At 73.0% G+C, this 25,255-nt stretch carries 21 protein-coding genes; 13 read left to right on the top strand and 8 right to left on the bottom strand.

What is annotated here, in order from left to right:
- Positions 1 to 9: 9 nt before the first annotated feature.
- Together A7B18_RS08660 and A7B18_RS08655 are read right to left on the bottom strand one after the other, a co-directional pair.
- A complete protein-coding gene (locus A7B18_RS08660) occupies positions 10 to 702 on the bottom strand; it encodes a PIG-L deacetylase family protein (RefSeq protein ID WP_102126290.1) in 693 nt (230 codons plus the stop codon).
- Positions 699 to 1,430: a WbqC family protein gene (locus tag A7B18_RS08655; RefSeq protein ID WP_102126289.1), complete on the bottom strand. Its 732-nt coding sequence runs from the start codon at positions 1,428 to 1,430 to the stop codon at positions 699 to 701. The genes A7B18_RS08660 and A7B18_RS08655 overlap by 4 nt, the downstream gene beginning before the upstream one ends.
- Positions 1,431 to 1,804: 374 nt before the next feature.
- Here A7B18_RS08655 and galE point away from each other — a divergent pair, with 374 nt between their 5' ends.
- The 5 genes from galE to A7B18_RS08630 all read left to right on the top strand — a co-directional run bounded on the left by galE (position 1,805) and on the right by A7B18_RS08630 (position 6,260).
- A complete protein-coding gene (gene galE / locus A7B18_RS08650; RefSeq protein WP_102126288.1) occupies positions 1,805 to 2,806 on the top strand; it encodes a UDP-glucose 4-epimerase GalE in 1,002 nt (333 codons plus the stop codon).
- Between the two features lie 174 nt (positions 2,807 to 2,980).
- Positions 2,981 to 4,081 (top strand): substrate-binding domain-containing protein, encoded by a 1,101-nt coding sequence (locus A7B18_RS22860; RefSeq protein WP_180970077.1) that lies wholly within the window; start codon positions 2,981 to 2,983, stop codon positions 4,079 to 4,081.
- Positions 4,078 to 4,833, top strand: coding sequence for a molybdate ABC transporter substrate-binding protein (gene modA, locus A7B18_RS08640; protein ID WP_102126286.1), 756 nt, complete (start codon positions 4,078 to 4,080; stop codon positions 4,831 to 4,833). Before A7B18_RS22860 ends, modA begins: the two co-directional genes overlap by 4 nt.
- A complete protein-coding gene (locus A7B18_RS08635; RefSeq protein ID WP_102126349.1) occupies positions 4,830 to 5,606 on the top strand; it encodes an ABC transporter permease in 777 nt (258 codons plus the stop codon). Before modA ends, A7B18_RS08635 begins: the two co-directional genes overlap by 4 nt.
- Before the next feature lie 21 nt (positions 5,607 to 5,627).
- On the top strand, positions 5,628 to 6,260 hold the full coding sequence (locus A7B18_RS08630) for a DsbA family oxidoreductase (RefSeq protein WP_102126285.1): 633 nt from the start codon (positions 5,628 to 5,630) through the stop codon (positions 6,258 to 6,260).
- 6 nt (positions 6,261 to 6,266) lie between these two features.
- Here the strand turns inward: A7B18_RS08630 and A7B18_RS08625 are convergent, their stop codons facing one another.
- The gene (locus tag A7B18_RS08625; RefSeq protein ID WP_102126284.1) at positions 6,267 to 7,676 is read right to left on the bottom strand and encodes a replication initiator protein A; all 1,410 of its coding nucleotides are present in this window, start codon (positions 7,674 to 7,676) and stop codon (positions 6,267 to 6,269) included.
- Positions 7,677 to 8,420: 744 nt separating this feature from the next.
- On the opposite strand from A7B18_RS08625, the gene A7B18_RS08620 reads away from it, so the two are divergent.
- Together A7B18_RS08620 and A7B18_RS08615 are read left to right on the top strand one after the other, a co-directional pair.
- Positions 8,421 to 9,197: a ParA family protein gene (locus A7B18_RS08620; protein ID WP_102126283.1), complete on the top strand. Its 777-nt coding sequence runs from the start codon at positions 8,421 to 8,423 to the stop codon at positions 9,195 to 9,197.
- Positions 9,194 to 10,078 (top strand): ParB/RepB/Spo0J family partition protein, encoded by an 885-nt coding sequence (locus A7B18_RS08615; protein ID WP_102126282.1) that lies wholly within the window; start codon positions 9,194 to 9,196, stop codon positions 10,076 to 10,078. The genes A7B18_RS08620 and A7B18_RS08615 overlap by 4 nt, the downstream gene beginning before the upstream one ends.
- 35 nt (positions 10,079 to 10,113) lie before the next feature.
- Here A7B18_RS08615 and A7B18_RS08610 read toward each other — a convergent pair whose 3' ends face one another.
- The 3 genes from A7B18_RS08610 to A7B18_RS08600 form a co-directional block, all read right to left on the bottom strand.
- A complete protein-coding gene (locus A7B18_RS08610; RefSeq protein ID WP_102126348.1) occupies positions 10,114 to 10,827 on the bottom strand; it encodes an HAD family hydrolase in 714 nt (237 codons plus the stop codon).
- A gap of 491 nt (positions 10,828 to 11,318) precedes the next feature.
- Entirely contained in the window at positions 11,319 to 12,422 is a 1,104-nt protein-coding gene (locus A7B18_RS08605) for a sulfite oxidase (RefSeq protein ID WP_102126281.1), read from the bottom strand.
- Between the two features lie 157 nt (positions 12,423 to 12,579).
- Positions 12,580 to 13,029 (bottom strand): barstar family protein, encoded by a 450-nt coding sequence (locus tag A7B18_RS08600; RefSeq protein WP_102126280.1) that lies wholly within the window; start codon positions 13,027 to 13,029, stop codon positions 12,580 to 12,582.
- A 491-nt stretch (positions 13,030 to 13,520) separates the two neighbouring features.
- Between A7B18_RS08600 and A7B18_RS08595 the strand changes: the two genes are divergently transcribed.
- From A7B18_RS08595 to A7B18_RS08575, 5 genes are all read left to right on the top strand, one after another.
- A complete protein-coding gene (locus A7B18_RS08595) occupies positions 13,521 to 13,823 on the top strand; it encodes a putative quinol monooxygenase (RefSeq protein ID WP_102126279.1) in 303 nt (100 codons plus the stop codon).
- 65 nt (positions 13,824 to 13,888) lie between these two features.
- On the top strand, positions 13,889 to 14,581 hold the full coding sequence (locus tag A7B18_RS08590) for an MBL fold metallo-hydrolase (protein ID WP_102126278.1): 693 nt from the start codon (positions 13,889 to 13,891) through the stop codon (positions 14,579 to 14,581).
- Between the two features lie 142 nt (positions 14,582 to 14,723).
- Positions 14,724 to 15,863 carry an ABC transporter substrate-binding protein gene (locus tag A7B18_RS08585; RefSeq protein WP_102126277.1) on the top strand — a complete coding sequence of 380 codons (1,140 nt, stop codon included), beginning with the start codon at positions 14,724 to 14,726 and terminating at the stop codon, positions 15,861 to 15,863.
- A gap of 8 nt (positions 15,864 to 15,871) precedes the next feature.
- The gene (locus A7B18_RS08580; RefSeq protein ID WP_102126276.1) at positions 15,872 to 17,287 is read left to right on the top strand and encodes an FAD-binding oxidoreductase; all 1,416 of its coding nucleotides are present in this window, start codon (positions 15,872 to 15,874) and stop codon (positions 17,285 to 17,287) included.
- Positions 17,288 to 17,378: 91 nt separating this feature from the next.
- Positions 17,379 to 17,753 carry a VOC family protein gene (locus A7B18_RS08575; RefSeq protein ID WP_102126275.1) on the top strand — a complete coding sequence of 125 codons (375 nt, stop codon included), beginning with the start codon at positions 17,379 to 17,381 and terminating at the stop codon, positions 17,751 to 17,753.
- 20 nt (positions 17,754 to 17,773) lie between these two features.
- On the opposite strand, the gene A7B18_RS08570 is transcribed toward A7B18_RS08575, so the two are convergent.
- Positions 17,774 to 19,099 carry an MATE family efflux transporter gene (locus A7B18_RS08570; protein WP_102126347.1) on the bottom strand — a complete coding sequence of 442 codons (1,326 nt, stop codon included), beginning with the start codon at positions 19,097 to 19,099 and terminating at the stop codon, positions 17,774 to 17,776.
- Positions 19,100 to 19,579: 480 nt separating this feature from the next.
- On the opposite strand from A7B18_RS08570, the gene A7B18_RS08565 reads away from it, so the two are divergent.
- Entirely contained in the window at positions 19,580 to 24,118 is a 4,539-nt protein-coding gene (locus A7B18_RS08565) for an alpha-2-macroglobulin family protein (protein WP_102126274.1), read from the top strand.
- A gap of 1 nt (position 24,119) precedes the next feature.
- Here A7B18_RS08565 and A7B18_RS08560 read toward each other — a convergent pair whose 3' ends face one another.
- On the bottom strand, positions 24,120 to 25,157 hold the full coding sequence (locus A7B18_RS08560) for a sugar phosphate isomerase/epimerase family protein (protein WP_102126273.1): 1,038 nt from the start codon (positions 25,155 to 25,157) through the stop codon (positions 24,120 to 24,122).
- Positions 25,158 to 25,255 lie beyond the last annotated feature (98 nt).

The raw sequence follows: 25,255 nt of genomic DNA, 5'->3' as shown, positions 1-25,255 counted from the left end.
CGCCCCCGGTCAGGAGATCGCCCGCAGGACCCGGAAGCGCTCGGCGGCGGGCGCGCCGATCTCCATGCCGCGGTAGCGCGCCCAGGTGCGGATGCTGTCGGGGCTGATGGGGTGGGGGCCCTCGCGGATCTGGGAGGTGTGGCAAAGCATCGCCTCGACCTTGGCCTCGACCGCCGCCTCGTCGAGCCGCAGGTACCAGTCCCCGCCGGGAAGCTGGTCGTACTGCCAGACGATGTTGGGGTACTCGTACATCGCCACCAGGGCCACGGTGTCCTCCGCGCGGGGCCGCAGCGCCGCGAAGCACGCCTGAAACAGCGCCCGGTGGTCCTGGTGGAAGGAGGGGTAGGGGATCAGCACGGCGGTGGGCCGCAGCCGCCGCAGCAGCAGGTCGAGCGCCATCACGAGTTCCTGCTGGGGCACGGTGTCGAGCCGCCCGTCGCCCTGCTCGTACAGGAAGTGGACGTTTTCCCCACACACCCCCAGCGAGGCGCAGGCGTGGCGGGTCTCCTGGCGCCGGGTCTCCCCGGTCACCACCCCGCCGTGGTGCCACAGGAACGAGTCGGCGGTGACCGCGATGAGGACGTGCACTTCGTCTCCCGTCTCCCGCAGGGTGTGCATCAGGCCGCCGCAGCCCAGCACCTCGTCGTCGGCGTGCGGGGAGATGATCAGCGTTTTGCGCAGCAGCGCGGACGTGGAGATCATGCCGACAGCTCCGGGGTCACGCGGGCGCCCCCGGTGGCCTGCCGCCCGGCGCGGTGGCTCGTCCAGGCCTCCCGGCTGGGGTCGTTGAACAGGTAATCGAGGGTGCTCATCGCGGGCGCGAAGGGCCCGAAAGGCTGGGGGTACGCGAAGGGCCGGAAGCTGTGGTAGTGCACCTCGATTCCGTGGCGGCGGAAGACCTCCTCGTCGAGGTAGTCGCGCCCCGAGGGCCCCGAGAGGTAGGCCGTCCCCCCCACCTCCCGGACGAGCGCGCACAGCAGCTCCGAGCGCCGCCCCCCCACCCCGAGCGACGAGGCGAGCACGACCGGGGTGCTCACCCCCAGCGCCCCCGCGAGGTGGCCGAGGGCCGGGACGGTGAAGTCCACCAGCCGCTCGGGCCTGCCCCCGTACAGGGTCTCCAGCAGCTCCTCCTGCGCGGCATAGCCCGGCGTCTTGCCGTAGAACTGGCGCAGGGTCAGGCGGTGATTGCGCCCCCAGGGGGTGCGGTGGTTGAGTTCGACCTCGTGGATGGGCGCCCCGCAGCGGCCCGCCGTGTTGACGGGCGCCGTCAGCCACTGCTCTCCCGACGGCCCCTTCACGCGCACCCGGTTCTGGTAGCCGCCCTTTTCGAACCCCACGTGATCGAGCACGACGAGCAGGTCGGCGTCGGCCATCTTGTCGAAGAAGCCCAGCCAGGGCAAAAAGTTGGGTTGATGAATGGTTACGAGCATGGAGTTCCTGTTCTGGAAAGGAGGCCCCGGTCCCTCCGTGGGGTGGACCAGGGGAGAAGCGGGACGCGAAGGCCGCCGGGAAACCACCGAAAGAGTGAGAAACTTCTCAGAGCGTAGGGTCCGCGCCGTTTGACCGACCGTTGCTCATCGCTCTCACCCGGGAGCACCCGCTTCTCATGGCGCCGGGCCGCGCGTCCTCCTGGGGCTGCCCGCGACATGAGACGGCAGGAGGGGCCCCGCCGTCTGCTCCCCCCTCCCTCCACCCCCGGCGCAGGGAGGGCGCGGCCCGGCGGCGCTACTCTGCTCTGGCCGGGGTCGGCTCCCGCGCCCGGCGCCCCGGGTCATCTCCCTACGCTTATCCACCGAGGTCTTCTATGAACCTACTCGTGACCGGCGGTGCCGGATACATCGGCAGCCACACCGTCCGCCGCCTGATGGAGGCGGGGCACGGCGTCACCGTGCTCGACAACCTCTCCAGCGGCCACGTCGAGGCGCTGCCCCCGGGCGCGGCCTTCGAGCGGGTCGACCTGCTCGACCAGGGCGCCGTGCGCGACCTGTTCGCCCGGATCAAGCCTGAGGGGGTGGTCCACTTCGCCGCCCTGATCGAGGTGGGTGAGAGCATGCGCGCCCCGGGGCGCTACTACCGCAACAACGTGGTGGGCAGCCTCAACCTCCTCCAGGCGAACGCCGAGACCGTCAAGGCGCCCGTCGTCTTCAGCTCCACCGCCGCCGTGTACGGGGACGCCGAGGTCACGCCCATCCCCGAGGGGGCGCCCAAGGGCCCGACGAGCGTGTACGGCGAGACCAAGCTGATGACCGAGCAGATGCTGGGCGCCTTCGAGCGCGCGCACGGCATCCGGAACATCAAGCTGCGCTACTTCAACGTCTGCGGCGCCGAGCCGGGCGGGGCCATCGGCGAGGACCACCCCAACAAGACCCACCTCATCGAACTCGCGCTCCTGACCGCCCTCGGCCAGCGCGAGAAGATGCTGATCTTCGGGGAGGACTACCCCACCCCCGACGGCACCTGCATCCGCGACTACATCCACGTCGTGGACCTCGCCGACGCGCACGTCCTCGCGGTCCAGGCCCTCCAGGACGGCGTGGCGAGCACGGCCTACAACGTCGGCCTGGGGCACGGCTTCAGCGTGAAGCAGGTCCTCGACGCCGTGGACGCGGTGATCGCCGAAGACGGCCTCCCGCCCCTCACCCGCGAGGTCGCCCCCCGCCGCCCGGGCGACCCGCCGAGCCTCGTCGCCGACAGCCGCCGCATCCAGGGCGACCTTGGCTGGACCCCGCACTTCACCGACCTCAGGGGCATCATCCGCACCGCCTGGGAGTGGCACCGCAGCCATCCGCACGGGTTCAAGCGGTGATTCCCTCTCCCCCGTCCCAGCGGCGGGGGTCGCTTTCTGGGAGGGGAACCCCTTCGCTCGTCACGTGACGAGCAACCGGGGAGACCCGTCCACCGCTGCCTCCCCGTGTCGCCTCCCTTTGACAGCCTGCCGCGTCCAGGTTACGTTTGACGGGTGGAGGAGCGAACGACAGTGGTGCCGCACGTGCGCGCGTGGCGGGAACGGGCGGGGGTCGGGGCCGGGGAGCTGGCGCGGCGGGCGGGCCTGACCCGGCAGGCGCTGCACCGGGTGGAGACGGGGGCGGTCGAGCCGGGCATCCACACGGCCCTGGCGCTCGCGCGGGCGCTCGGCACGACGGTCGAGGCCCTCTTCGAACTCGCCCCGCAGGAGGTGTGGGCCCAGCCGGTGGGGGGCGTTCCGGCCCCGGGAAGCCGGGTGCGGCTCGCACGGGTGGGGGAGCACACGCTGGCCTTGCCGCTGGGGGCGGAGGATTCGTTCACCTGCCCGGCGGACGGGGTGACGGGCCCGCCCCGGGCGGACGGGGCCGTGTCCGTCACGCCCACGGGGGAGGCCCTCGCCGCGCGCACACTGGTCGTGGCGGGGTGTGACCCCAGCCTGCGCCTGCTCGCGGCGGCGGTGCCGGGGGCGGCGGGCCGGGTGCTCGTGCGCCCGCTGCCCAGCGAGGAAGCCCTGGGCGCCGTGGAGCGGGGGGAGGCGCACGTCGCCGCCGTCCACCTGTGGGACCCCCGGGCGGGCGGGTTGAACCACGCCGCGCTGGAGGGGGGCCTGGGGCCGCTGGGCTTCAGCGTCTACCGGCTGTGGACCTGGACGCAGGGGTGGATGGTCGCGCCGGGCAACCCGCGCGGCATCCGCCTGGCCGCCAACCTCGCCGGGCCGGGGGTGCGGCTGGTGAACCGCCCGCCCGGCGCCGGGAGCCGCGTCCTGCTCGACGCCTGGCTGGAGGCGGAGGGCCTCTCCCCTGCCGACGTGGGCGGGTACGACCGGATGGCTGCCTCCCCCGTCGAGGTCGCGCGGATGGTCCGTGCGGGCGAGGCGGACGTGGGGGTCGGGCCGCAGGCGGTCGCCCTGGCGCACGGGCTGGACTTCGTGCCCGTGCAGGTCGAGCCGGTGGAACTCGTCGTCCCGGCGGCCCACGCCCGGCACCCGGCGCTCCCGGCCCTGCTCGCGGCGGCGGCCTCGCCCGCCCTGCACGCCCAGCTCGCCACCCTCGGGGGGTACGACCCGGCGGGGGCGGGGGGGGTCACGCGGGTGCGCCCGGCCCGGAGGTCCGCGTGAGGCGCCTCCTCGTCCTGCTGGCCCTGACGCTCGGAACGGCGGGCGCGGCCAACCTGACCGTCTTCGCGGCGAGCAGCCTCACCGACGCCTTCACCGAGATCGGGCGGGCCTTCGACGCGGGGACGGGGAACCGCACGACCTTCAGCTTCGCGGGGTCCCAGGTGCTGCGCACCCAGCTCACCCAGGGCGCTCGGGCGGACGTGTTCGCCTCCGCGAACGCCGCCCAGTTCGACCCGCTCCTGGAGGGCGGACTGATCGCCTCCGGGCAAGTCTTCGCCCGCAACCGCCTCGCGGTGATCACGCCCCGGGGAGGCACGGCGGTGCGGACCCTCGCCGACCTCGCGCGGCCCGGGCTCAAGCTCGTGATCGCCGAGCGCGGCGTGCCCGTGGGCGAGGCCACCCGGCGGGCCTTCGACCTGATCGGCGCCTCTGGAAGCTACGGGGCGGACTTCGCCGCCCGCGCCCTGCGCAACGTGGTCAGCGAGGAGCCCAACGTGCGTCAGGTCGCCCTCAAGGTGAGCCTGGGGCAGGCGGACGCGGCGGTCGTGTACGTGAGCGACGTGACGCCCACCCTGCGCCGGAGCGTGCGGACGGTGGCCCTTCCGCCCCGCTTCAACCCGCCCGTGAGCTACCCGGTCGGCGTGCTGAGGGCCAGCCCAAACGCGGAGCAGGCTCAGGCCTTCGTGCGCTTCGTGCGCGGGCCGGAGGGGCAACGCATCTTGCGCAAGTGGGGGTTCTTGCCCGCCCCGTGACCCGGCCTCACCCCGTTCCCGTCGTCCTCAGCCTGGGGCTCGCCGCCTTCCTGCTCCTGCCCGTCGCCGCGCTTCTCGCCCGGGGGCTGGGCGCGGACTTCCTGCCCACCCTGCTCTCGCCGGTCGTGCTCGACGCGCTGCGGGTGAGTGCCGTGACGACGGGCGCGGCCCTGGCCCTCACCCTCGCGCTGGGCACGCCGGTCGCCTACCTGCTCGCGCGGCGGCGCTTTCCGGGGCGCACCCTCCTCGACGCCCTGCTCGACCTGCCGATGGTGCTCCCGCCCGTGGTGGCGGGGGTGGCGCTGCTGCTCACCTTCGGGCGGACCGGGTGGCTGGGGCGCCCGCTGGAACTCGCCGGGGTCTCCCTCGCCTTCAGCCCCGCCGCCGTCGTCCTCGCGCAGGTGTTCACGAGCGCGCCCTTCTACATCCGGGCCGCCAAGGCGGGCTTTCTCGCCTTCGACCCCGACGTGGAGGCCGCCGCGCGGGTGGACGGGGCGGGACCGTGGGCCACCTTCGCACGGGTGACCCTACCCCTCGCGCTCCCCTTCCTGCTGGAGGGGGCGGTCCTGGCCTGGGCACGGTCGCTGGGCGAGTTCGGGGCGACCCTGCTCTTCGCGGGGAGCCTCCCGGGCCGCACCCGCACGGTGCCGCTCGCCATCTACGGGGCACTGGAGAGTGATCTCGCGCCCGCCCTGGTGCTCAGCGCCGTCATGGTCGTGCTCGCGTTCGGGGTGCTGTTCGCCCTGCGCGCCCTGGCGGGGAGGCGGGGCTGAGGGGTGTGCTAGCGTCCCGGCATGACGAGTCCCACCCCCGCGACGGACGTGTACTTCGACTTCCTGTGCCCCTTCGCCTGGCGCGGGGTGGAGCTGGCGGACGTGCTGCGGCGGGAGCAGGGTCTCCCCTTCCGGCTGCGGCACTTCTCGCTTGTGCAGGGCAACCACCCCGACAACCCCGACCGCAAGGCGCCGACGTGGTGGCTGCACGAGCAGGGCGCGGAGGAAGGCGAACCCTTCCAGCGGGGCAGCCTGCGCGCCTTCCTCGCCGCCCACGCGGCGGCCCGGCAGGGGGAGGAGGAGGCGTGGAAGTTCGCCCTCGCCCTCTTCCGCGCCCGCCACGAACGCAAGGCCGAGCTGGACGAGGAGACGATCCGGGGCGCCGCCGAGGAGGCCGGGCTGGATCCCGAGCAGTTCGCCCGTGACCTCGCGGACGACGCGGCGTTACGCGACGAGCTGGGCGCCGAGCTGCGGGACGCGGCGGCCCTCGGGGTCTTCGGCACGCCCACCTTCGCGCTGCCGGAGGGGCAGGCGGCCTACCTGCGCTTCTCGCGCCTGACCCGGGACGCCAAAGCAGCGCAGGACCTCTGGAGCCTGTACGGCGAGGTCCTGCGCTCGGGGGCGGGGATCGAGACGATCAAGCGCCCCCGCTGAGGTCCGTCACGCTCCCCCCAGCACGAGGCCCAGGCGGACCCGCAGGTCCTGGACCATCGCGGCCCGCTCCCCGCTGCTCACCCCGCGCAGCACCCGGGCCTTGACCTCCAGCGGGTCTTCCAACCCCTCGTCGAGCGTGAGGCGCAGGGTGTCGAGTTCGGTGAGCTTCAGGTCGTTGCGCAGCAGGAACGTCAGCGTGCGCATGACCTCCTCGACCTGCGCCTCCCGGGGCAGGCTCCGCAGGGTCTCCTCCCCCTCTTCTCCAGTTTTCTCCTGAGAGGCCCGGGAAGCGGCCTCCGAGGCTCGCCCGGCACTCCGGGTGCGGTCTCGCCTCTGCTGCGCCTTCCGGGCCCCTTCTGAGGCCAGCACGGGCCCTTCGGGGAGGGCGTACTTCTCCGGGTTCCTGAGCAGATCGCTGAAGAAGGCGGGGCGGCTGCGGGGTTTGTACCCGTCCGCCACGATGGCCTGGTAGCGGGCGAGGGTGTCCTCGACGGCATCCTCGCCGTGTTCGCGCACGAGTTGCAGGGCGCGGGTCTGGGTGATGCCGATGTCCGCGAGGTCCTCGATCAGCCCCGGGCTGGGCGGGATGAAGGCTTCCCCGAAGGTGTAATGCAGGTATTTCTTTTTGCCGCGCCCGACGTACTCGACGTTTTTCAGGAAGCCCTTTTCGAGGAGTTCCTCGTGGGCGGCGTCGAGGGTGCGCTGGGCCATGCTGGGACGGTCGGTCACGATCTTGCAGGCCTGGGCCCATTCCATCAGGCCGACCTGGAAGGTCATTGCCACCCGCTCAGGCTGCTCGGGGTCGCGGCGCTGGGCGTCGAGCAGGCGGTAGATGGCCCGCGTGGGCGGGCGGCCCAGCGTCTGCATGAAGCTCAGGTCGAGCGGCTTGATGTACCCCGAGCGCACGCTGCGCGCGATCTCCTGCGGCAGGGTGATCTTGAGGATGCTGGTGGCGTCGAGACGGTCACTCTCTCCCGAAGTGAATTCCAGGCGGTCGATGTACCGGAAGTTCACGTTCGTCCAACGTTTGCGCGGGTGGTCGCGCCACCCCTCCGAGATGAAGTAGTTCGTCGTGGTCAGGCGCCGCAGACTCTCGTCGAGCGCCGCGTAGTACCGCCCGCTGTGGTCCAGGCCCGCCATCTGGAGAAGCTGGTAGGGCGTGCAGGTCACGCAACCGTCCGGCGGGGCCCCCTGGTCGATGTACAGGTTCACGAGTGCGGCGGTGATGTCGGTGTCGATGCCGTGCGGCACCCCGTACTCGGGCATGGCCTGGCAGGTCACCCGGTAACGCCGTTCGCCGTCCTCAAGTTCCACGCTCCAGTCCCGGTAGCCGGGCGGGATGCGTTCTTGGACGCTGATCAGGCTCAGCCGGGCGATGTTGAGTTCGTCGAAGCGCTTGATGCCGTTTTCGGCCACCGGGGTCCCCCTGTTGTTGTTTTTAAATCTTTTAAAAGATCTTTTTAAAAGATATGTTGTAACAACATCAGGCGGCAGGTCGACTCGCGTCCCAGACGGCCTCCAGGGGGTGAAACGGCGCAAGTTGTCCGATAGTTTGGCGCAAGTTGTCCGATAGTTTTGACCCCAAAACGGCGCAAGTTGTCCGATAGGTAGACCTCAAACGGCGCAAGTTGTCCGATAGTTTTGGCGCAAGTTGTCCGATAGGTAGACTTTGAAAACGGCGCAAGTTGTCCGATACTTCCACCCCAAAACGGCGCAAGTTGTCCGATAGTTGAGGGCAAAACGGCGCAAGATGTCCGATAGGTAGACTTTACGAACATATAAATCAGAAAACAGCGTCTGACACGACATCTATGGAAGAACGGCGCAAGTTGTCCGATAGTGCCCCCTCTGAAAACGGCGCAAGATGTCCGATAGATAGATTTATTGTTGTAGGCGTATCATCTGGAATGGATTATGTAAATAACGAGGAAATCGCCGCCCTCTAGGCTTGTTGGACACCCCCGATGGGGGCGTAAGAACGAGCCGGGGAGAGGGCAAACGGAATTCCTCTTGAAGAGGACCGCCGCGCGTCCTCCCCCCCTGCTCAAACGGCGCAAGTCGTCCGATAGTCCCAGGAGTCAGGGTAGGTTCCGGGCGAGCCCTTTTTCCTGCTCGTCACGTGACGAGCGGGCGGGGCGGGCATCGGGTAGGCTGGGGGGAATGCGCACGCTGACGTTCTTCAACCACGCGGGTGGGGTCATGAAGTCGAGCCTCACCCGCGACGTGGGGTACACCCTCTCGCAGGCGGGGCGGCGGGTGCTGCTCGTCGACCTCGATCCCCAGGCGAACCTGACCGACTGGCTGGGCGTGAGCGGCGTGACCCGCGAGCAGACGGTCTACGACACGGCCACGCGGGGTGAGCCCCTCCCCTCCCCCATCTCCGCGCACGGCCTCCACCTGATCCCCAGCGACGTGTCCCTGGCCCTGGCCGAGGGGCAGATGATGGGCGTGGTGGGGGCGCATCTGCACCTGCGGCAGGCCCTCCAGGCGGTCGCCGAGGGGTACGACGTGGCCCTGATCGACAGCCCGCCCAGCTTGGGGCAGCTCTCGATCCTGGGAGCGCTCGCCGCCGACCACCTGATCGTGCCGGTGCCCACCCGGCAAAAGGGCATGAACGCCCTGGCCGGGCTGAGCGAGGCGATGGCGACGTACCGCAAGCTGCGCCCGGACCTCACGGTCGCGTTGTACGTGCCCACCCTGTACGACGCGCGGCGCTCGCACGACCGGGAGGCTTTGAACGCCCTGCAAGACCTCCTGCGGCCCCTCGCCAGCCCGGTGCCCGACCGCGGCGCGGTGTGGAACGACAGCGCGAGCGCCGGTCAGCCCGTCGGGGTGTATGCCCCCGGCTCGCCGGTCCACCGCGACGTGCTGCGGGTGACGGCGGAGATCGCCCGCGCCGCGCGCCTCGGCGTGGAGATTCCCGGGGTGGAGGCGTGACCCGCCGGGCCCGGCCCGCCATCGGCGCCCGCCTGAGCGGTCTGGTGGAGGGGGTCGAGGCGCTGGGCCAACCCGCTTCCATGACCCTGCCGTTGGACTCGCTGCGCCCGGGCGCCTTCCAGCCGCGCGTGCACTTCGCGCCCGAGACCCTCGAGGAACTCGCCCGCAGCATCCGGGAGCAGGGGGTGCTTCAGCCGCTGCTCGTCCGTCCGCTGGGAGGTGGGGGGTACGAGATCGTGGCCGGGGAGCGGCGCTGGCGGGCGGCTGGGCTCGCCGAGTTGCGCGAGGTCCCGGTGCTCGTCCGCGACCTCAGCGACGATCAGGCTCGGCTCGCCGCCGCCGTCGAGAACCTGCAACGCGAGAACCTCAACCCGCTGGAGGAAGTGCGCGCCCGGCTCGCGGTCGCCGCCTCGGCCCTGGGCGTGGCGCCCGACGAGGCCGCCGCCCGCCTCTTCGCGCTCGACCGCCGCCCCGAGGAAAACCCTGAGGCGGTCGCCCGGCTCGACGCGCTCTTCGGCGCCCTGGGGCGCGAGACGTGGCGCAGCTTCGTGAAAAACCGGGCCGCCGTCCTCCACCTGCCGGACGACGTTCAGGTCGCGGTGCAGGAGGGGCTGGACTACCGCAAGGCCCTCGTCGTCGGGCGGGTGATGGACGGGGCGCGGCGGGCCGAACTGCTTGACCTCGCCCGCCGGGGAGAGACCGTGCAGGGGTTGCGCGACCGCCTGCGGCCCGTCCGGGCGACCGATCCGGCCCAGGAGATCGCCCGCCGCCTCGCCGACCGCCGCACGCTCTCCCGGCTCGACGAGGCGCGGCGCCGCAAGGTCGAGCGGTTGCTGCGCCAGATCGGCGAGCTGCTCGACGGCACCCCCGAACCGAGCTGAAGCCCCTTGCTCGTCACGTGACGAGCAGAGTCGAGCTACTCGTCCTCATCTGGCGCCGTGCGGCCCAGCACGCCCTGGGCCGCCTCGAGCACGGGCCCGCCTCCGGGCGTCAGCGCGTAGTCGCACAGGGCGAGGAAGGCCGTGTCTGCGGGAGCGGCGCTCACCCCGAGCGTGAGGGTCACCTCCTCTCCGAGCCGCGACAGGACGTAGTTGACGGCGCTCTCGGGATTGACCTCGCGGGGCAGCATGGTGAGGGTGGTCGGGCCCTCGATCAGGCGCAGCCGTCCCCGGAAGGGTCCCTCGTCCAGCCAAGTCTGCCACTCGCGCGCCGCCGCCCGGAGGGCGTGGGTGAGGTGGTGGGGGTGGGCCAGGGTCACCATCAGGGGACGGCCCTGCTGCTCGTGGAGGCTCGCCTCCGTGCCGAGCTGCCCCAGCCACCCGATATGCTGGGCGGCCTGGTGGGCCAGGCGCAGGGCGCCCTCGTGTTCCTCCAGCGTCTCGGCGCTGAGACTGTGCCACGCCGGGTCCTCCGCGCCGTCCGGACCCAGCACGACGGCCCCGTGCCGCAGCACCTGCCAGGAGGTGAAGGCTGCGGGAATCTCCAGCAGGCCCTCCTCGTCCAGCCCCGTCACGGGGATCAGCTCGGCCCCCGACAGCAGGGCGGCGAGGGTGACCTGGGCCGTGCTCGGTTCCTCGCCCGGCATGGGCGCGGTGAGGATACCCTCGGGGTTCACGAAAGCGACGATCATGGCCGCACTGTAGTGCCGGGAGGTGAGGCACAAGGGGTGGGCTCACCGCCGGGGGTGGTCCGCCCGGGGCCGTCGCTTGGAGCAAACGGCACCAGGACCTGCCATGCCGACTCACGGGGCTGCGAGGCAGGGCGCAGCGAAGCGTCCCCCTGCCTGGCAGAAGACCCCACGATCATACTCAGGGCGGCACCTCTTTCCATTTCCAGGTCAACTGCTCCGAGCCCGGCAAGAACCCTTCACGCAGTCTCTTCCAATCTGCTCGTCACGTGACGAGCACGGGCGGCGTGCCAGGGTCTGTCAGGAGACCCGACTCCGCTTCACCCCCGCTCAAGGTGCGGAAATGCGTCTGGTCAGCCGCCTGCCACCGTCTGCTCGTCACGTGACGAGCAAGGGGACTGGGCCCAGGATTCGGAGCGCGGTCGTTGCAGATGCCTCTCCGCACGGTGTGGGGGTCCAACCTGATTCCGCCGACCGCCGGCCCGAGGCCTGGCCTAAGGTGAGCGCTCCAGAACGTTCACGCAGACGGGCAGGGGGTGGGTGATCAGGTAGCCGCCCCTGGCCGGGTCGTGGGCCTCGGGTTGGGTGCGGCCCTCCGCATCGGTGGCGCGGGCGAGGAGCGTGACCCGGGCGGCGCGTTCGGGCACCCGCCACAGGTGGTGCCAGCGCCGCCAGACGTGGCGGACGGGGGGGTCGAGGAACTCGGCGTCCTCCCAGGTGGTCCCGCCGTCCACGCTGACCTCCACCCGCGTCACGTCGGCCTCGCCCGCCCAGGCCGCGCCCCGGACCTCGTAGGTCACCCCGCAGGCCACCTCCTCGTGGGGGGCGGGGCGGGCGATGGCGGCCTTGACCTGAAGGGGCCCGATGGGCGTGAGCTGCGGCGGCAGGCCGTCCCGCGTCTCCCAGTAGGCGTAGTCGACCGTCTGGAAAAAGCCCCGGAAGGCCCGCGCGCTGACCGTGACCGACGTGAGCCACTTGACCGACGCCATGCCGTACCACCCCGGCACGACCGCGCGCAGCGGGAAGCCGTGGTCGGGCGTGAGAGGCTCGCCGTTCATCCCGTAGGCCAGCAGCACGTCGCCGAGGGCCTTGTCCAGCGGCACGCTCCGGGCGTAGGTGATCTCGCCGGGGGTCTCCACGGGGTCGGTCAGGTGTCCGCGGTCGGCACCCTCCAGCACGACCTCCCGCGCCGTCTCCAGGAGCCCGGCCCGCTCCAGCACCTGAGAGAGCGGCACGCCGGTCCACTCGGCGGTGCCCACCGCCCCGAGTTCCCAGGCCACCCCGCGCCGCCTGGGTGACAGGAAGACGCGCCCGTTCCCCGCGCACTCCATCGTCGCCGTGACCGTGCGCGCGGGCAAGGACCGCAGGTCGTCGAGGCTCAGCCGCAGGGGCCGGGCGACCTCCCCGCCCACCGTCAGGCCGTAGGTTGCGGCGGTCAGGGCCGGGGTGGGAAAGTGGCTGCGGACGTAGAAGCTGCCCGTCGGCGTGATCCGGGAGTCCAGGTCCCGAAAGGGGAATTCCAGGTTGGGCGGCGCCTGCTCGCGGATGATGAGACCGGACGCGGGACCCTGACTGGACGGTGGACCGAACTTGGGCATGAACGCTCCTCGTGGGTGGGCGGGGCGGCGCGGAGGCCAGCCGTGCGGGGCCTCCCCGGGTTCGTGGATTCGCAACTTAGGGTGGCACCTTGCCGTCCGTCAAATCCCGGCGAACGACCGGGTGGGGGTCAGCGGTCGCCGTGGGGGCGGCCATAGGCTACGTCCCCCCTTCCGAGGGGGGGAACACCCGCTCCTCCTGGCCGACGAGGACGAGGTGGAAGGGCGTGGGACGGGGCGGGGACCACACGTCCGACCCGTCGGGGGAGTGCCAGAAGGGGGCGCAGCGTTGCCATGCCTCCCGCAGGCGCCGCAGCACGCCGGGTGCCCCTGTCTCCGCGTCCCAGACGATCAGCAGGTACCCGCAGGCCGGATGCCAGGCGAGGTCACGCAGGCAACCCTCCAGCGCGTCGAGGCTGTAGGCGAACCAAGGCGGGAACGCCATCGCGTGGGCCAACCCGGCGAGGAGCTCCGCCTCCGACCTCAACTCCGCCCCGCGCAGGTGGAAGACGGCGAGGTCGCGGGGGTGTTCGAGGAAGGCGGCGACCTGCGCGACCGAGGCGAAGTGGACGCACCGCGGCCCGGTCTCCGTGAGCGCCGAGAGGTTCATGGGGCGGGCCGCCCGCGCCCGGTGAAGCCCACGTGTCGGCCTGGCCGGTCTTCCGCTCCTCCTCGCACCGTGACCCCCCCGCCCATCACCCCTCGCCGCCGGGAAGCCGCCTCTCCTCCTGGCCGGGAATTTGGACAGGGGCCGCTCCTGGCGAGAGAGGCCGACGGAGGCGGGGCAACGCGCCATCTGCTGTGGTCGGGAGCGGCTCCGGGCATGGCGATCTCCGGGAAGGAAGAAGAGGCGCTCGGTGGTCGGTGCTCCCAGCATAAGCCCCTCGTCAGAGTGAGGAGGGGTGGGTCCAGGGCGAGGAGAGCGGGGGCCTTCCATCCCCAGCCGCCCCGGCCAGTCCGTGACTTTCTTGCCTCTTCACGTTCGGCGACTCGCCGGAAACGTCCTTCTATAGTCTCGGGGAGGGGGTCGAGGTCCGGCCCGGACGCGGCCCTGTCCACAGCCGCACACCGAACAGCTCCACAGAGGAGGGAAGACGAACCATGCCACTGACGGTGATCGCCAAGCTGAAAGCCAAAGAGGGGGCCGAGGAGCAGCTCTACGGGGCGTGCCGCGCCCTGATCGCGCCGACGCTGGCCGAGGAGGGCTGCGTCAATTACGACATGCACCGCTCGGTCGAGGACCCCGGTTTGATCATGTGCTACGAGAACTGGACCACCCGTCCCCTCTGGGAGCGGCACATGCAGGCCCCGCACCTCACCGGATTCTCCGCCGCGACCGAGGGCATCGTCGAGGTCTGGGAGCTGTTCCTGGGCGAGAAGGTGGACGGGCCGCAGGATTCCTGACGCGCCCTCCCCGCCGAGCGGACGCCCCCCGCAGCCCGAGCGACGACCGCTGAAGGAGACAGCCGGTGAAGATCACGTTTTACGCCCACGCCAGCTTCCGGTTAGAGGCGGACGGGCTGGCCGTCGTGACCGACCCCTACACGCCGGGGCCCAAACCGGGCTCAGGCTTCGCCCCCATCGACGAGCCCGCCGACCTCGTGATCATGAGTTCGTCGACCGACACGTTCCACTCCGACCCGAGCCATATCCGCGGTGATCCCGCCGTGGTCGACGCCCTCGAACTGCCGCCGGAGGGCGCCACCGTGAAGGGGGTCGAGATCCGGCCTTTCCCGGCGATGGAGAGCCTGACCTTCGACTTCCAGGGCGAGTTCGGGCGTCACCCGGACGCGAACGCCCTGTACCTGTTCACCCTCGGCGGGCTGCGCGTCTTGCACCTCGGCGACACGGGCAACCCGGTTCCACCCGAACACCTCGGCGCGCTGCGGGGCAACGTCGACATCCTGCTCGCGCTGGCGGGCGCGCACGCGACCATCGCCCTGGGCGACCTCGACGCGGCCATCGAGGCGATAGACCCCCGCGTGGTCATCCCCATGCACTACCACAGCCCGCGCGGCTGGCTCCAGATCGAGCCCGTCGAGACGTTCCTGTCGCGCTACCCGGGGGACATGATCACCCGGGTGGGTGGGCCGAGCCTGGAGATCACGCCCGGGACGCTGCCCGGGCGGCGCCACATCTTCGTGCTCGAACAGTCGCGCTGAGGCACAGGCACACCCTCCGCGGAGGACGGCGGCGGGCGGCAGGGAGTTGGGGGGGGTGGGGCGGAAACTCTTTCTGCTACGATCCGGACACGCTCAACCCAGCCCCTTCGCCGCTTCGGACTCTTCCCACGGAGGTTTTTCCATGACGCGACCCCTGTTCGTGACCGCCCTGCTCGCCCTCTCCTCGCTCGCGCTGGCCGACCTCCGGGTGGGGGTGGTGGTGTCCTCGACGGGTCCGGCGGCGAGCCTGGGCATTCCCGAGAAGAACACGGTCGCGCTGCTGCCGCAAACCATCGGCGGGCAGCGCGTCGTGTACACGGTGCTCGACGACGCCTCCGACACGACCGCCGCCGTGACGGCCACCCGCAAGCTGATTCAGGACAACCGGGTGGACCTGATCATCGGGACGACGACCACGCCCGCCTCGCTCGCCATGATCGACGTGGTGGCCGAGGCGAAGGTGCCCATGATCAGCCTCGCCGCCTCCGAGGCGATCATCAAGCCCGTGGACGCCCGCAGAAGCTGGGTGTTCAAGACCCCGCAGACCGACGCCCTGATGGCCGCCGCCATCGCGGGGCACATGCAGCAAAACGGGGTGAAGACGGTCGGCTACATCGGCTTCAACGACGCCTACGGGGAGGGCTGGCTCGCCGAACTCCAGCGCAACGCGGCGGCGCGCGGCATCCGGGTCGTGGCGGTGGAGCGCTACGGGCGCAGCGACACCAGCGTGACCGGGCAGATTCTCAAGGTGCTCGCCGCCCGGCCCGACGCGGTGCTGGTCGGCGCCTCCGGGGTGCCCGCCGTGCTGCCGCAAAAGACGCTGAAGGACCGCGGCTTCGGGGGCAAGATCTACCAGACCCACGGGGTCGCCAACGCCGACTTCCTGCGGGTGGGGGGCCGGGACGTGGAGGGCGCGATCCTGCCCGCCGGGCCGGTGCTCGTCGCCTCCCAGCTTCCCGACACCAACCCCACGAAGAAGGTGGGGCTGGCCTACACCAACCTCTACGAGAGCCGCTACGGCCAGGGCAGCGTGAGCACCTTCGGGGCGCACATGTGGGACGCGGGCCTGCTGATGCAGAAGGCCGTTCCCGTCGCCCTCAAGCGGGCGAGGCCCGGCACCGCCGAGTTCCGCGCCGCCCTGCGCGACGCGCTTGAGGGCACCCGCAATGTGATCGGCGCGCACGGCATCTTCAACCTCAGCGCGCAAGACCACCTCGGCCTCGACGCCCGCAGCCGCGTGATGGTGCAGATCGTGAACGGCGATTGGAAGCTCATCCGGTAGGGGAGAGGGTGACGGTTCCGGAGTCGGCCTGGCTGGGGGCGTTGCGGGACGCGCTGGGCGAGCGGGTGAGCGTGCAGCCGGGAGACCTGAACGCCCACGCCCGCGACGAGGGCACGGCCCTGACCTGCACCCCCGGGGCGGTCGTCCTCGCCCGGTCAGAGGCGGATGTGCTCGGGGCCCTGGCGGTCGCGCGGGAATTCGGCGTGCCCGTCACCCCCTGGGGCGCGGGGACGAGCCTGGAGGGGGCGGCCCTCCCGGTACCCGGGGCCATCTCCCTCGACCTCACGGGCCTGGACACCGTGGGCGAGGTGGACCCGGTGGGCTGGACGGTGACGGTGGGGCCGGGGGTGCGGCGACTCGCGCTGAACCGCCGCCTGCGCCCGCACGGCCTGTTCTTCCCGGTGGACCCGGGGGCGGACGCCTCGCTGGGGGGCATGGCCGCCACGAACGCCAGCGGCACGACCACCGTGCGTTACGGCGGAATGCGCGAGCACGTCGCCGCCCTGCGCGTGGCGCTCCTCGACGGGCGCGTCGTGACCCTGGGGAGCGCGGCCCGCAAGAGCAGCAGCGGGTATGCCCTCAAAAGCCTCTTCATCGGCTCGGAGGGGACCCTGGGCGTGATCACGTCCCTCACCCTGCGGCTGCACCCCCTGCCGCCCGTCACGGCGAGCGCGCAGCTCGCCTTCCCGGACGTGGGGGCCGCCGTGGGGGCGAGCCTGGCCCTGCGCGGGCTGGGCGTGCTCCCCGAGCGGCTGGAGTTTGTGGACGCGGCGACCGTGCGGGCGGTGAACCGCCACCGGGACCGCCGCGACCCGGAAGAGCCGACCCTCTGGGTGGAGGTGGCGGGCCGCGACCCGGCGGACGCGGACGCGCAGCTCGCCCTCGCCTCGGAGGCGGCGGCCCTCCACGGGGGGCGGGTGGTGGGAGAGGCCCGGACGCCCGAGGCGGCGGGGGCGCTGTGGGCCGCCCGGCACGGGGTCTACGACGCCCTGCGCGCCGCCTGGCCCGGGCACGCCACCCGCATCGGGGACGTGTGCGTGCCCCTCCCGGCGCTCGCGGGGACGGCGGCCCTCGCGCTGCGGTTGCTGGACGAGGGTGGGCTCACCGCCCCGCTGGTCGGCCACATCGGAGACGGGAACCTCCACCTCCTGATGCACGCGCCGCCGGAGGACGCGGACGCCTGGGCGCGCATCGATCACGTCCTGCACAGCCTCGCCGCGCACGCCGTCGCGGTGGGGGGCACCTGCACGGGCGAACACGGGGTGGGGCTGCGCAAGCGGGCTTACCTGCGCGCCGAGCACGGGGACGCCCTCGACGTGATGCGCGACGTGAAGGCGCTGTTCGATCCCCGTGGGCTGCTCAACCCGGGGAAGGTGGTCGGTGACCCGGGCACGCTGCCCGCCCCTCTCCAACACCTGTTCTGACTGGAGTTCCGATGGTTGAGCCCGAGACCAGGACCCCGGCCCACCTCGCCCACCCTGCCTGCGTCCGCGAGGATGACCTGCGGGGGGCGCTGTGAGGCTCGCCCGCATCGACCACGTGGCGCTGGTGGTCGGTGATGTGGACCGCTCGGTTCGCTGGTACGGGGAAGTGCTGGGCCTGCGGCGGACATACGCGGAGGTCTGGTCGGACCCCCAGGACCCGGTGTTCCTGGCCCACGGTCCGGTGGGGGTGGCCCTGCTGCGACCACGCGGGGACGCCGGGCCGGGGCATCCCCGGCAGCATTTCGCCGTCGCCACGGACGAGCCCGGCTTCCGGGAGGCGCGGGAACGGCTGGCCGCCCTGGGGATCGCTGCCGAGGAGCAGGACCACACGGTCTGCCGCTCGCTCTACTTCCGCGACCCCGACGGGCATCTGATCGAGCTGGTGACCTACCCTACACAGGGGTGAGGGGCGGGGGGCCGAACCTTTCAGCCCGCCCGCGTCCGCCGCAGGAAGCGAGTGAGGAGCAGCACCGCCGCCATCGTGAGCCCCGCCGTCAGGCCGAACCACAGGCCGCGCGGCCCCATCCCGAGGGGAAAGGCGAGCAGCACCCCCACCCCCAGCCCCACGAGCCAGTACGAGGTCAGCGAGATCAGCAGCGGCCAGCGGGTGTCTTGCAGGCCGCGCAGGGCGGCGTTCGCGGTGACCTGCACCCCGTCGAGCGTCTGGAAGAGGGCGGCGATCACGAGGAGGGCTGTGCCCGTACTGATCAGCGCCGCGTTGCGCGGGTCGTCCACGTCCACGAAGACGCCGAGGGCGAGGCGGGGGGCGAGGAGTTCGAGGAGGGCGAACACGACCATCACGCCGCCCGCGAGGCCGACGCCGACCAACCCCGCCCGCCGCGTCCCCGCCCGGTCGCCCGCCCCCGCCGCGTGCGCGACCCGGATGCCCGTCGCGGTGGCGAGGCCCAGCGGGATCATGAACACCGCCGTGATGACCTGCAACGCGACGTTGTGCCCCGCGAGCGCCTCCGGCCCGAAGCGGGCCATCAGCAGCGAGACCACGCTGAACATGCCCCCCTCGGCGCCGAGGGTGAGGCCGATGGGCCAGCCCAGGCGCAGCAGGGCGCGCACCTCCCCGCGCGTGTCCCCCCCCGTGCGGGGCGCGGCCCGCAGCGCGGCGGGGAGCAGGGCCAGGGTGGTCGCCCACGCCGTCACCGCACTCGCCACGCCCGCTCCCACCAGACCCAGCCGCGGCAGGGGCCCCCACCCGAAGGCGAGCGCCGGGCTGAGCACGCTCACGAGCGCCACCCCGCCGAGCGCCACCGCCGTCACCACCTGGGGCCGCCCGGTGCCCTCCAGCGTGCCGCGCAGGGCCGTGAAGGTCAGCATGGGAAGCATCCCCAGGGCGTACACCCGCAGGTAGGTCGCGGCGAGGTCTGCCCGTATGCCCTCCGGCGCGAGGCCGGGCAGCAGCGCCGCCACCCCCCACATCAGGGGGAGGGCGAGCGCCGCGAGAAAGAGGGCCAGCCGCAGCCCCCCCCGCAGCGCCCGCCCCACGCCCCCCGGGTCCCCCGCCCCGTGCGACTGCGCGGCCCGCGGGCCGACCGAGAGCATCACCCCCACCAGGACCATGAACAGCAGGTAGTAGGTCGCGTTCGCATACGCCGCCGCCGCGAGTTCCGCCCCGCCCAGCCGCCCGATGACCGCCGTGCTGATCAGGGCCAGGGAATTCGAGGCGAACTGCGACACGACCACCGGCCCGGCGAGCCGGGTGAGTGCGGTGAGTTCCCCGCGCAGGGGAGAGGGGAGCAGGAGGGGTCGGGGGCTCGGCGTCACGGGGGCCCAGTCTACGCGGCCCGCTCTACGCGCGCCGGGGTCGTGCGGCGCAGAGGGGCGTTCCCCCTTGCTCGTCACGTGACGAGCAACCCTTCCCCGCTCCCCCTCCACCCTGCTGGTGCCGTGCCCGCGTAGCCTGACAACAGGGTTGGCGAGCACTTCCAGGGCCGCGTCGCCGATCTCCGGGGCGTCGAGGGCGGGCAGGTCGTCCACAGGGCAACCTGCCCGCGCCTCGCCGGGCGTCAGGCCGCTCAGGAAGGCGGCGAGTCGACGTCCGGGGTAAGAAAGCGCGGGCTTCGAGGTCCAACTCCGGGCGAAAACAGCTTCGGGTCAGGGTCCCGGCGTAGGAGTTGGGGCGTGCCCACCGCCGCCGCTTTGCCCCTCCCTCCAGCCTCGCCCGGTCAGCCCGCCGCACATCTGCCGTCCGCCCGCGTGGGGCGGCGCCTATGCTGGGGTATGCCGCGCTTTCCCCTCCGGGCCCTTCTGCTCCTGACGGCGTGCCTGGGGGCGACCGCCCGGGCCGACGTGACGGTCGCCCCCACGCCGCTGTACGCCTCGCCCACGCTGGGCGGCCCGCCCGTGCTCACGTTGCCCCCCGGCAAGCCCGTGACCGTCCTGCGGTCCTCGGGGGGCGGGCGCCCGGTCGTGACCATCCCCTACGGCGAGCGGGTGCTCTACGCCCGCGGCGGGAACGTGAGGTCCACCGCCGGGCCCGTGCGGCTGAGCGGGCCCCAGTGGTATCTGCCGCCCCAGCCGAGCGCGCGCCCCGTGACGGTGTACCTCAGCCGCGAGTCGAACGCCGCCCAGGGCCGCGCCGCGGATTGGGAGGTGCGCGTGCTGCCGCTCGCCCCGTCGGCTCCCGGCGAGACGGGCCTGCGTGTCACGGGAGGGGCTCTGCGCAGCGTGCGGGTGGGGCTCGCGGGCACCAAGGCCACCGCGCCCCTCGGGGCCCTGGCGCCGGGCCGTTACCTCGTGACCGCCTCGCGCGCGGACGCCCCCGCCGCGGTCCTCGCCGCCGAGGTGATGGAGGTCACCGACCTCGCGCTGACCACCCTAACCACCCCGGCGGGCCTGTGGGTCTGGTCCACCCGCCTCGACGACGGGAGGGTCCTCCCCGGCGTGCGGCTGCGGGCGGTCGCCTCCCTCTTCGGGCCGGAGGGCGAGCGGGTGTCGTCCCGGTCCCTGCCCCCGGTGACGACGGACGCCCGGGGCCTGGCCTTCCTGCCGCAGCGGGACGGGGAGAGGCTGGCCGTCTACGGGGACGCGGCGCTCGGCGGCCTGACCCACCGGGCCGCGCTGGGGACGGGTGAATACGGCCTGTGGTCGGGCGACGAGACGCGGGCGCGCACCTTCGTCCAGACGGACAAACCGGTGTACCGCCCCGGCGAGACCCTGCGGGGGCTGGCGGTCGCCCGGCGACTGGGACCGGGGACGCGCGTGCCGTACCGGGGCCCCGTTACCGTGCGCCTCGTGGACGACGGCTACCCGGCCCTGACCCTGGCGTGGCGGTCGGCGAATGCGGACGCGGACGGCCTCGTGACCTTCGAGTTCCCCCTCCCCGAGGACGTGCGGGTGGGCGAGTACCGGGTGGAGGTCGAGGTGCCCGGCCCCTCCACCCCGGCGAACCCCGCCCCCGCGCCCGACATCGCCAGCCTGCCCGTGCGGGTGCAGGCCTTCGTCAAGCCGCAGTTCACCCTCGACCTCGGCGGCCCGGCGGAGGTCGTGACCGGCGAGCCCCTGCCCGTGAGTGCGCGCGCCGAGCTGTATGCGGGGGGCGGGGCGACCGTGCGCGCGGACGCCTTCCTCGGCGGCGGCTACGGCGAGGGCGCCCTCTGGCCGGGGGCGGTGAACACCGGGAACCCGAACGACCGCTTCCACCTCGAAACGCAGTCCTGGGCCTACTGGCGCTCCTCGCCGGACCTGAACCCCGGGCAAAAGCCCGCCGCCCGGCTCGACATCACCTCGGGGCAGGGGCAGGCCTCGTTGCGCCCGACGGCGACCGGGGGCGTGCCCCGCGTCTACACCGTGGTGGTCCGCGCCCGCGACGAGTACGGGCGGGACGTGCTCGCCTCGCGCGAGGTCACCGTCCACCCCGCCGGGCTGAAGTTCGAGCTGCCGGGGTTTCCTACCCAGACGGGCGAGGAGGTGAGGGCCCGCGTCCTCGTCCGTCAGGTCGGCACGAACGCGCCGCTGGCGGGTCGCCCGGTGGGCGTCACGGTGGTCCGCGCCTACAGCGAGCCCATCCAGGTGGAGGGCCGCACCGAGTACCGCAACCGCGAGGAGGTGGTCTCGCGGCGGGAGGCCCGCAGCGGGGCCGGGGGGGCGCTCGACCTCGCCTTCCGGGCGGGGAAGCCGGGCGCCTACCTCGTCCGTCTGTCGGCCCGGGACGCGGCGGCGCGGGCGGTGCGCGCCACCTTCCAGGCTGCCTTCGTGCCCGAGCCCGCCCCGACCGGACAGGCCCGCACCCTGACCCTGGGCGCCGACCGCACCCGCTACGCGGTGGGGGACACCGCCCGCCTCACCCTGCGCACCGACCTCCCGCCGGGCACGCCCCTCCTACTGAGCGCGAACGTCGAGGGCCGCGTCACCCCCCGCCTCGTCCGGGTGACGGGCCGTGAGCTGAGGCTGGATTGGAAGGTCACCCCCGACCTCGCGCCCGGCCTGACCTTTTCGGCGGCGGCGGTCTTCGGGGCGGACTCGCTGCGCGCGGGCACCGACCTCCTGTACGTCCCGCGCACCGACCGACAGCTCGACGTGACCGTCATCCCGGAAAAGGCCAACCTGCGGCCCGGCGAGGAGACCATCCTGACTGTCCGAACCCGGCAGGGGGGGCGCCCGGTGCCCGCCCTCGTCACGCTCGCGGTGGTGAACGAGTCCGTCTACGCGCTCGCGGAAGACCCCAGCCCCGACCCCTGGCGCCTGCTGTGGGGGGCGAGCTACCCCGCCGTACAGGTGTACTCGACCGCCGGGGCGCCCGCCGACGGGGGAGGCGGCGGGGGAGGTGGGGCAGAGGGCGGCGTGCCGAGGCAGGACCTGCGCGAGGTGGCCCTCTTCCGCACGGTGGCAACTGGGCAAGACGGTGCGGCCCGCGTCCAGGTCCGTCTCCCCGAGGCGCTGGGAGGCTACCGCGTCAGCGCCCGCGCCCTGACCCGGGAGGGCGGCGCCGGGGCGAGCCGGGGAGAGGTCCGCGCCGAGCTGCCCTTCGCCCTGCGCCTCGCCCGACCGCGCGTGCTCACCCAGGGGGACGCGGGCCGCGCCGCCGTGAGCGTCCTCGACCGCACCGGGCCGGGGGGGAGCGCCGGGCAGGGCACCGTCACCCTCGGCCTGGGGGTCGGCGGGCGGGAGGGCACCCGCACCCTGCCCCTGAACGCGGGGGCCGCGAGCACCCTCTTCCCCCTCACCGCGCCGGGGACGGGCCGCAGCGTCCTCCTCGACGCCTGGGCGCAGCGGGGCGAACACCGCGACGCCCTGCGCGAGACCCTGCCCCTGCGCGAGGCGGGGCCGCGCACTCTCCTCGCCCGGAGCGGGGCGCAGGCGGGGCCGGGCCTCCTGACCGACCCCCTGACCTGGCCCGGCGGTGCGGGGGTCGAGAGCCTCGTCGTGGACCTCGCCGCCACGCCGCTGCAAGCCGCCCTGGGCGGCCTCGACGCGCACCTCGCCGACCCGGAGGATCGCTGGGTCACGACCGACGGGGTGGCGGCCCGGCTGGGGGCCAACCTCGACCTCGCGGCCATCGGCACCCGGCTGGGCTGGCCCGACGTGGCGGCGCGCGCGCTGGGGCAGGCCAGGCGCGACCTCGCCTCCCTGCTCGCCCTGCGCGGCCAGGAGGGGTGGGGCTGGACCGCCGGGAGCGCCCCCGACGCCGAGATGACCGCCCGCGCCCTGAGTGCGCTTGCCCAGGCGAAAGGAACAGGTCTGACCGACGCGGCGACCCTGACGGTGGCCGCGGGGAACGCCCGCCGCCTGCTGGCGAAGGCGGGAACGGGTGAGCCGGAGCGCGTGCTCCTCGCCGCCGCCCTCGCCCGGACGGGGGACCCCTCCGCTGCGCTCGGCCTGGCGCGCGCAGGTGGTCCAACCGACCCGGTGGACACCGCCCGGCTCGCCGCCGCCCTGGCCCCGGTCGCCCCCGACCTCGCCCGGCCCCTCTACACGCGGGCGCGGCGCGCGGCGCAGACGACCACGACGGGCACCCTGGTCCTCGGCGACGCCGGGGGCTGGCGGGGCGACACCGAGCCCACCGCCCTGCTGCTGGAGGCGGGGGCGGCGTTGGGGCAAGCGGCGGACGTGGCCCCCCTGACCCAGGCGCTCCTCGACCGCAAGACGGGCGCCGCGTGGCCCGGTCCCCTCGGCACCGGGGCGGCCCTGCGCGCCCTGCGCCGCGTGGTGGAGGGGGAGACGGCGGGACGGCAGCCCAGCGCGGTCACCCTGCGCATCGGCACCTGGGAGCAGACCGGGCGGGTGGGTGCCCCGCTGCGTGTCGTGGTGCCTCCAGAGGCCGTGAAAGCGGGTGAGCCGCTGACCCTCCAGGGCGACGGCCCCTTGGCCTTCCGCCGGGAATTGCGCGTCCGCGCCAAGGACACCACTCCTGCCGCCCCCAGCCTCGTTCACGTCGAGCGGCGGTACGACCGCACGCGGGTCGAGCGCGACGGGGTGGTCACGGTGACCCTCACCGTGCGCGCCGACGTGGGGGCGCGGCACCTGCGCGTCACCGACCCCCTGCCCGGCGGCCTGGAGGCGGTGGACGACCGGCCCTTCGCCTATCCGGGCTCGGTCAACCCGCCGCGCTCGGGCGCGGTGGCGTGGGCGGAACGGTCCATCTACGACGACCGGGCGGTCTTCTACCTGGAACGGGTCGCGCCGGGCGTCACCACCATCCGCTACCAGTTGCGGGCGCTCGCCCCTGGCCGCTACACCGCCCCGGCTCCCCGCGTGGACCTTGCCGGTGGCGGCGTGCCTGCCGTAGGCAGTGCGGAGGCGGTCGAGGTGCTGGAGTAGCTCAGGACGCGGGCGACCCCTCCGCCCCGCCCGGCTGCTCTTCCCCCGCAAACGCCGCGTCGAAGGCCACGTTCGAGCCCGGGAAGTCGAGCCGCCGCAGGAAGGCCGCGCTCTCGGTCGCCCCGTGCACCCGGTCCATCCGCGAGTCCTCCCACTCGACGCTCAGCGGCCCGTCGTACCCGATGTCGTTCAGCGCGACGATCACCTCCTCGAAATCGATGTCCCCGCGCCCCACCGAGCGGAAATCCCAGTAGCGGCGGTGGTCGCCGAAACTCGTGTGCCCGCCGAAGACGCCGACCTCGCCCGTCCCGTGCCCCCACCACACGTCCTTCATGTGCGCGTGGAAGATGCGGCCCCGGAAGGTGTAGAGGAAGCGGACGTAATCCACGTGCTGATACCCCAGGTGGCTGGGGTCGAAGTTGAAGCCGAAGCGGGGGTGGTGCCCCACCGCCTCCAGCGCCCGCTGCGCCGTCGCGATGTCGAAGGCGATCTCTGTGGGGTGGACCTCCAGCGCGAAGTTGACCCCCTCCGTCTCGAAGGCGTCGAGGATGGGCGTCCAGCGGGCCGCGAAGTCCGCGAAGCCCCGGTCCCAGAAGGCCTGATCGGTCGGCGGGAAGGCGTAGAGGCTGTGCCAGATAGACGAGCCCGTGAAGCCGTTCACGACGCCCACGCCGAACTTCCGGGCGGCCCGGCCCGTGTCGATGATCTCCTGCGCCGCCCGCCCCCGCACCCCCTCGGGCTCGCCGTCACCCCAGACGTGGGCGGGGACGATGGAGCGGTGCCGCTCGTCGATGGGGTCGCACACCGCCTGCCCGACGAGGTGGTTGCTGATCGCCACGCAGTGCAGGCCGTGTTGCTCAAGGAGGGCGCGTTTTTGCCGGACGTAATCGTCATCGCGCAGGGCCGCCTGAACGTCGAAGTGGTCGCCCCAGCAGGCGAGTTCCAGGCCGTCGTAGCCCATCTGTTTCGCCAGCGGCGCGAGTTCTTTGAGGGGGAGGTCGGCCCACTGGCCGGTAAAGAGGGTGATCGGTCGGGGCATGGGGTCTCCAGGGGAGGCGCCGCCCGCAGCCGGGGAAGCGGGCGGGCGGCGCGGGAAAGAGGCTCTAGGCGGTGTGGGTCCGGTACCCGGGGGACAGC

Origin of the sequence: Deinococcus planocerae (assembly GCF_002869765.1) — a bacterium.
In the GTDB taxonomy this organism is placed as follows: domain Bacteria; phylum Deinococcota; class Deinococci; order Deinococcales; family Deinococcaceae; genus Deinococcus; species Deinococcus planocerae.
This window is presented reverse-complemented; position numbering and strand designations above follow the sequence as displayed.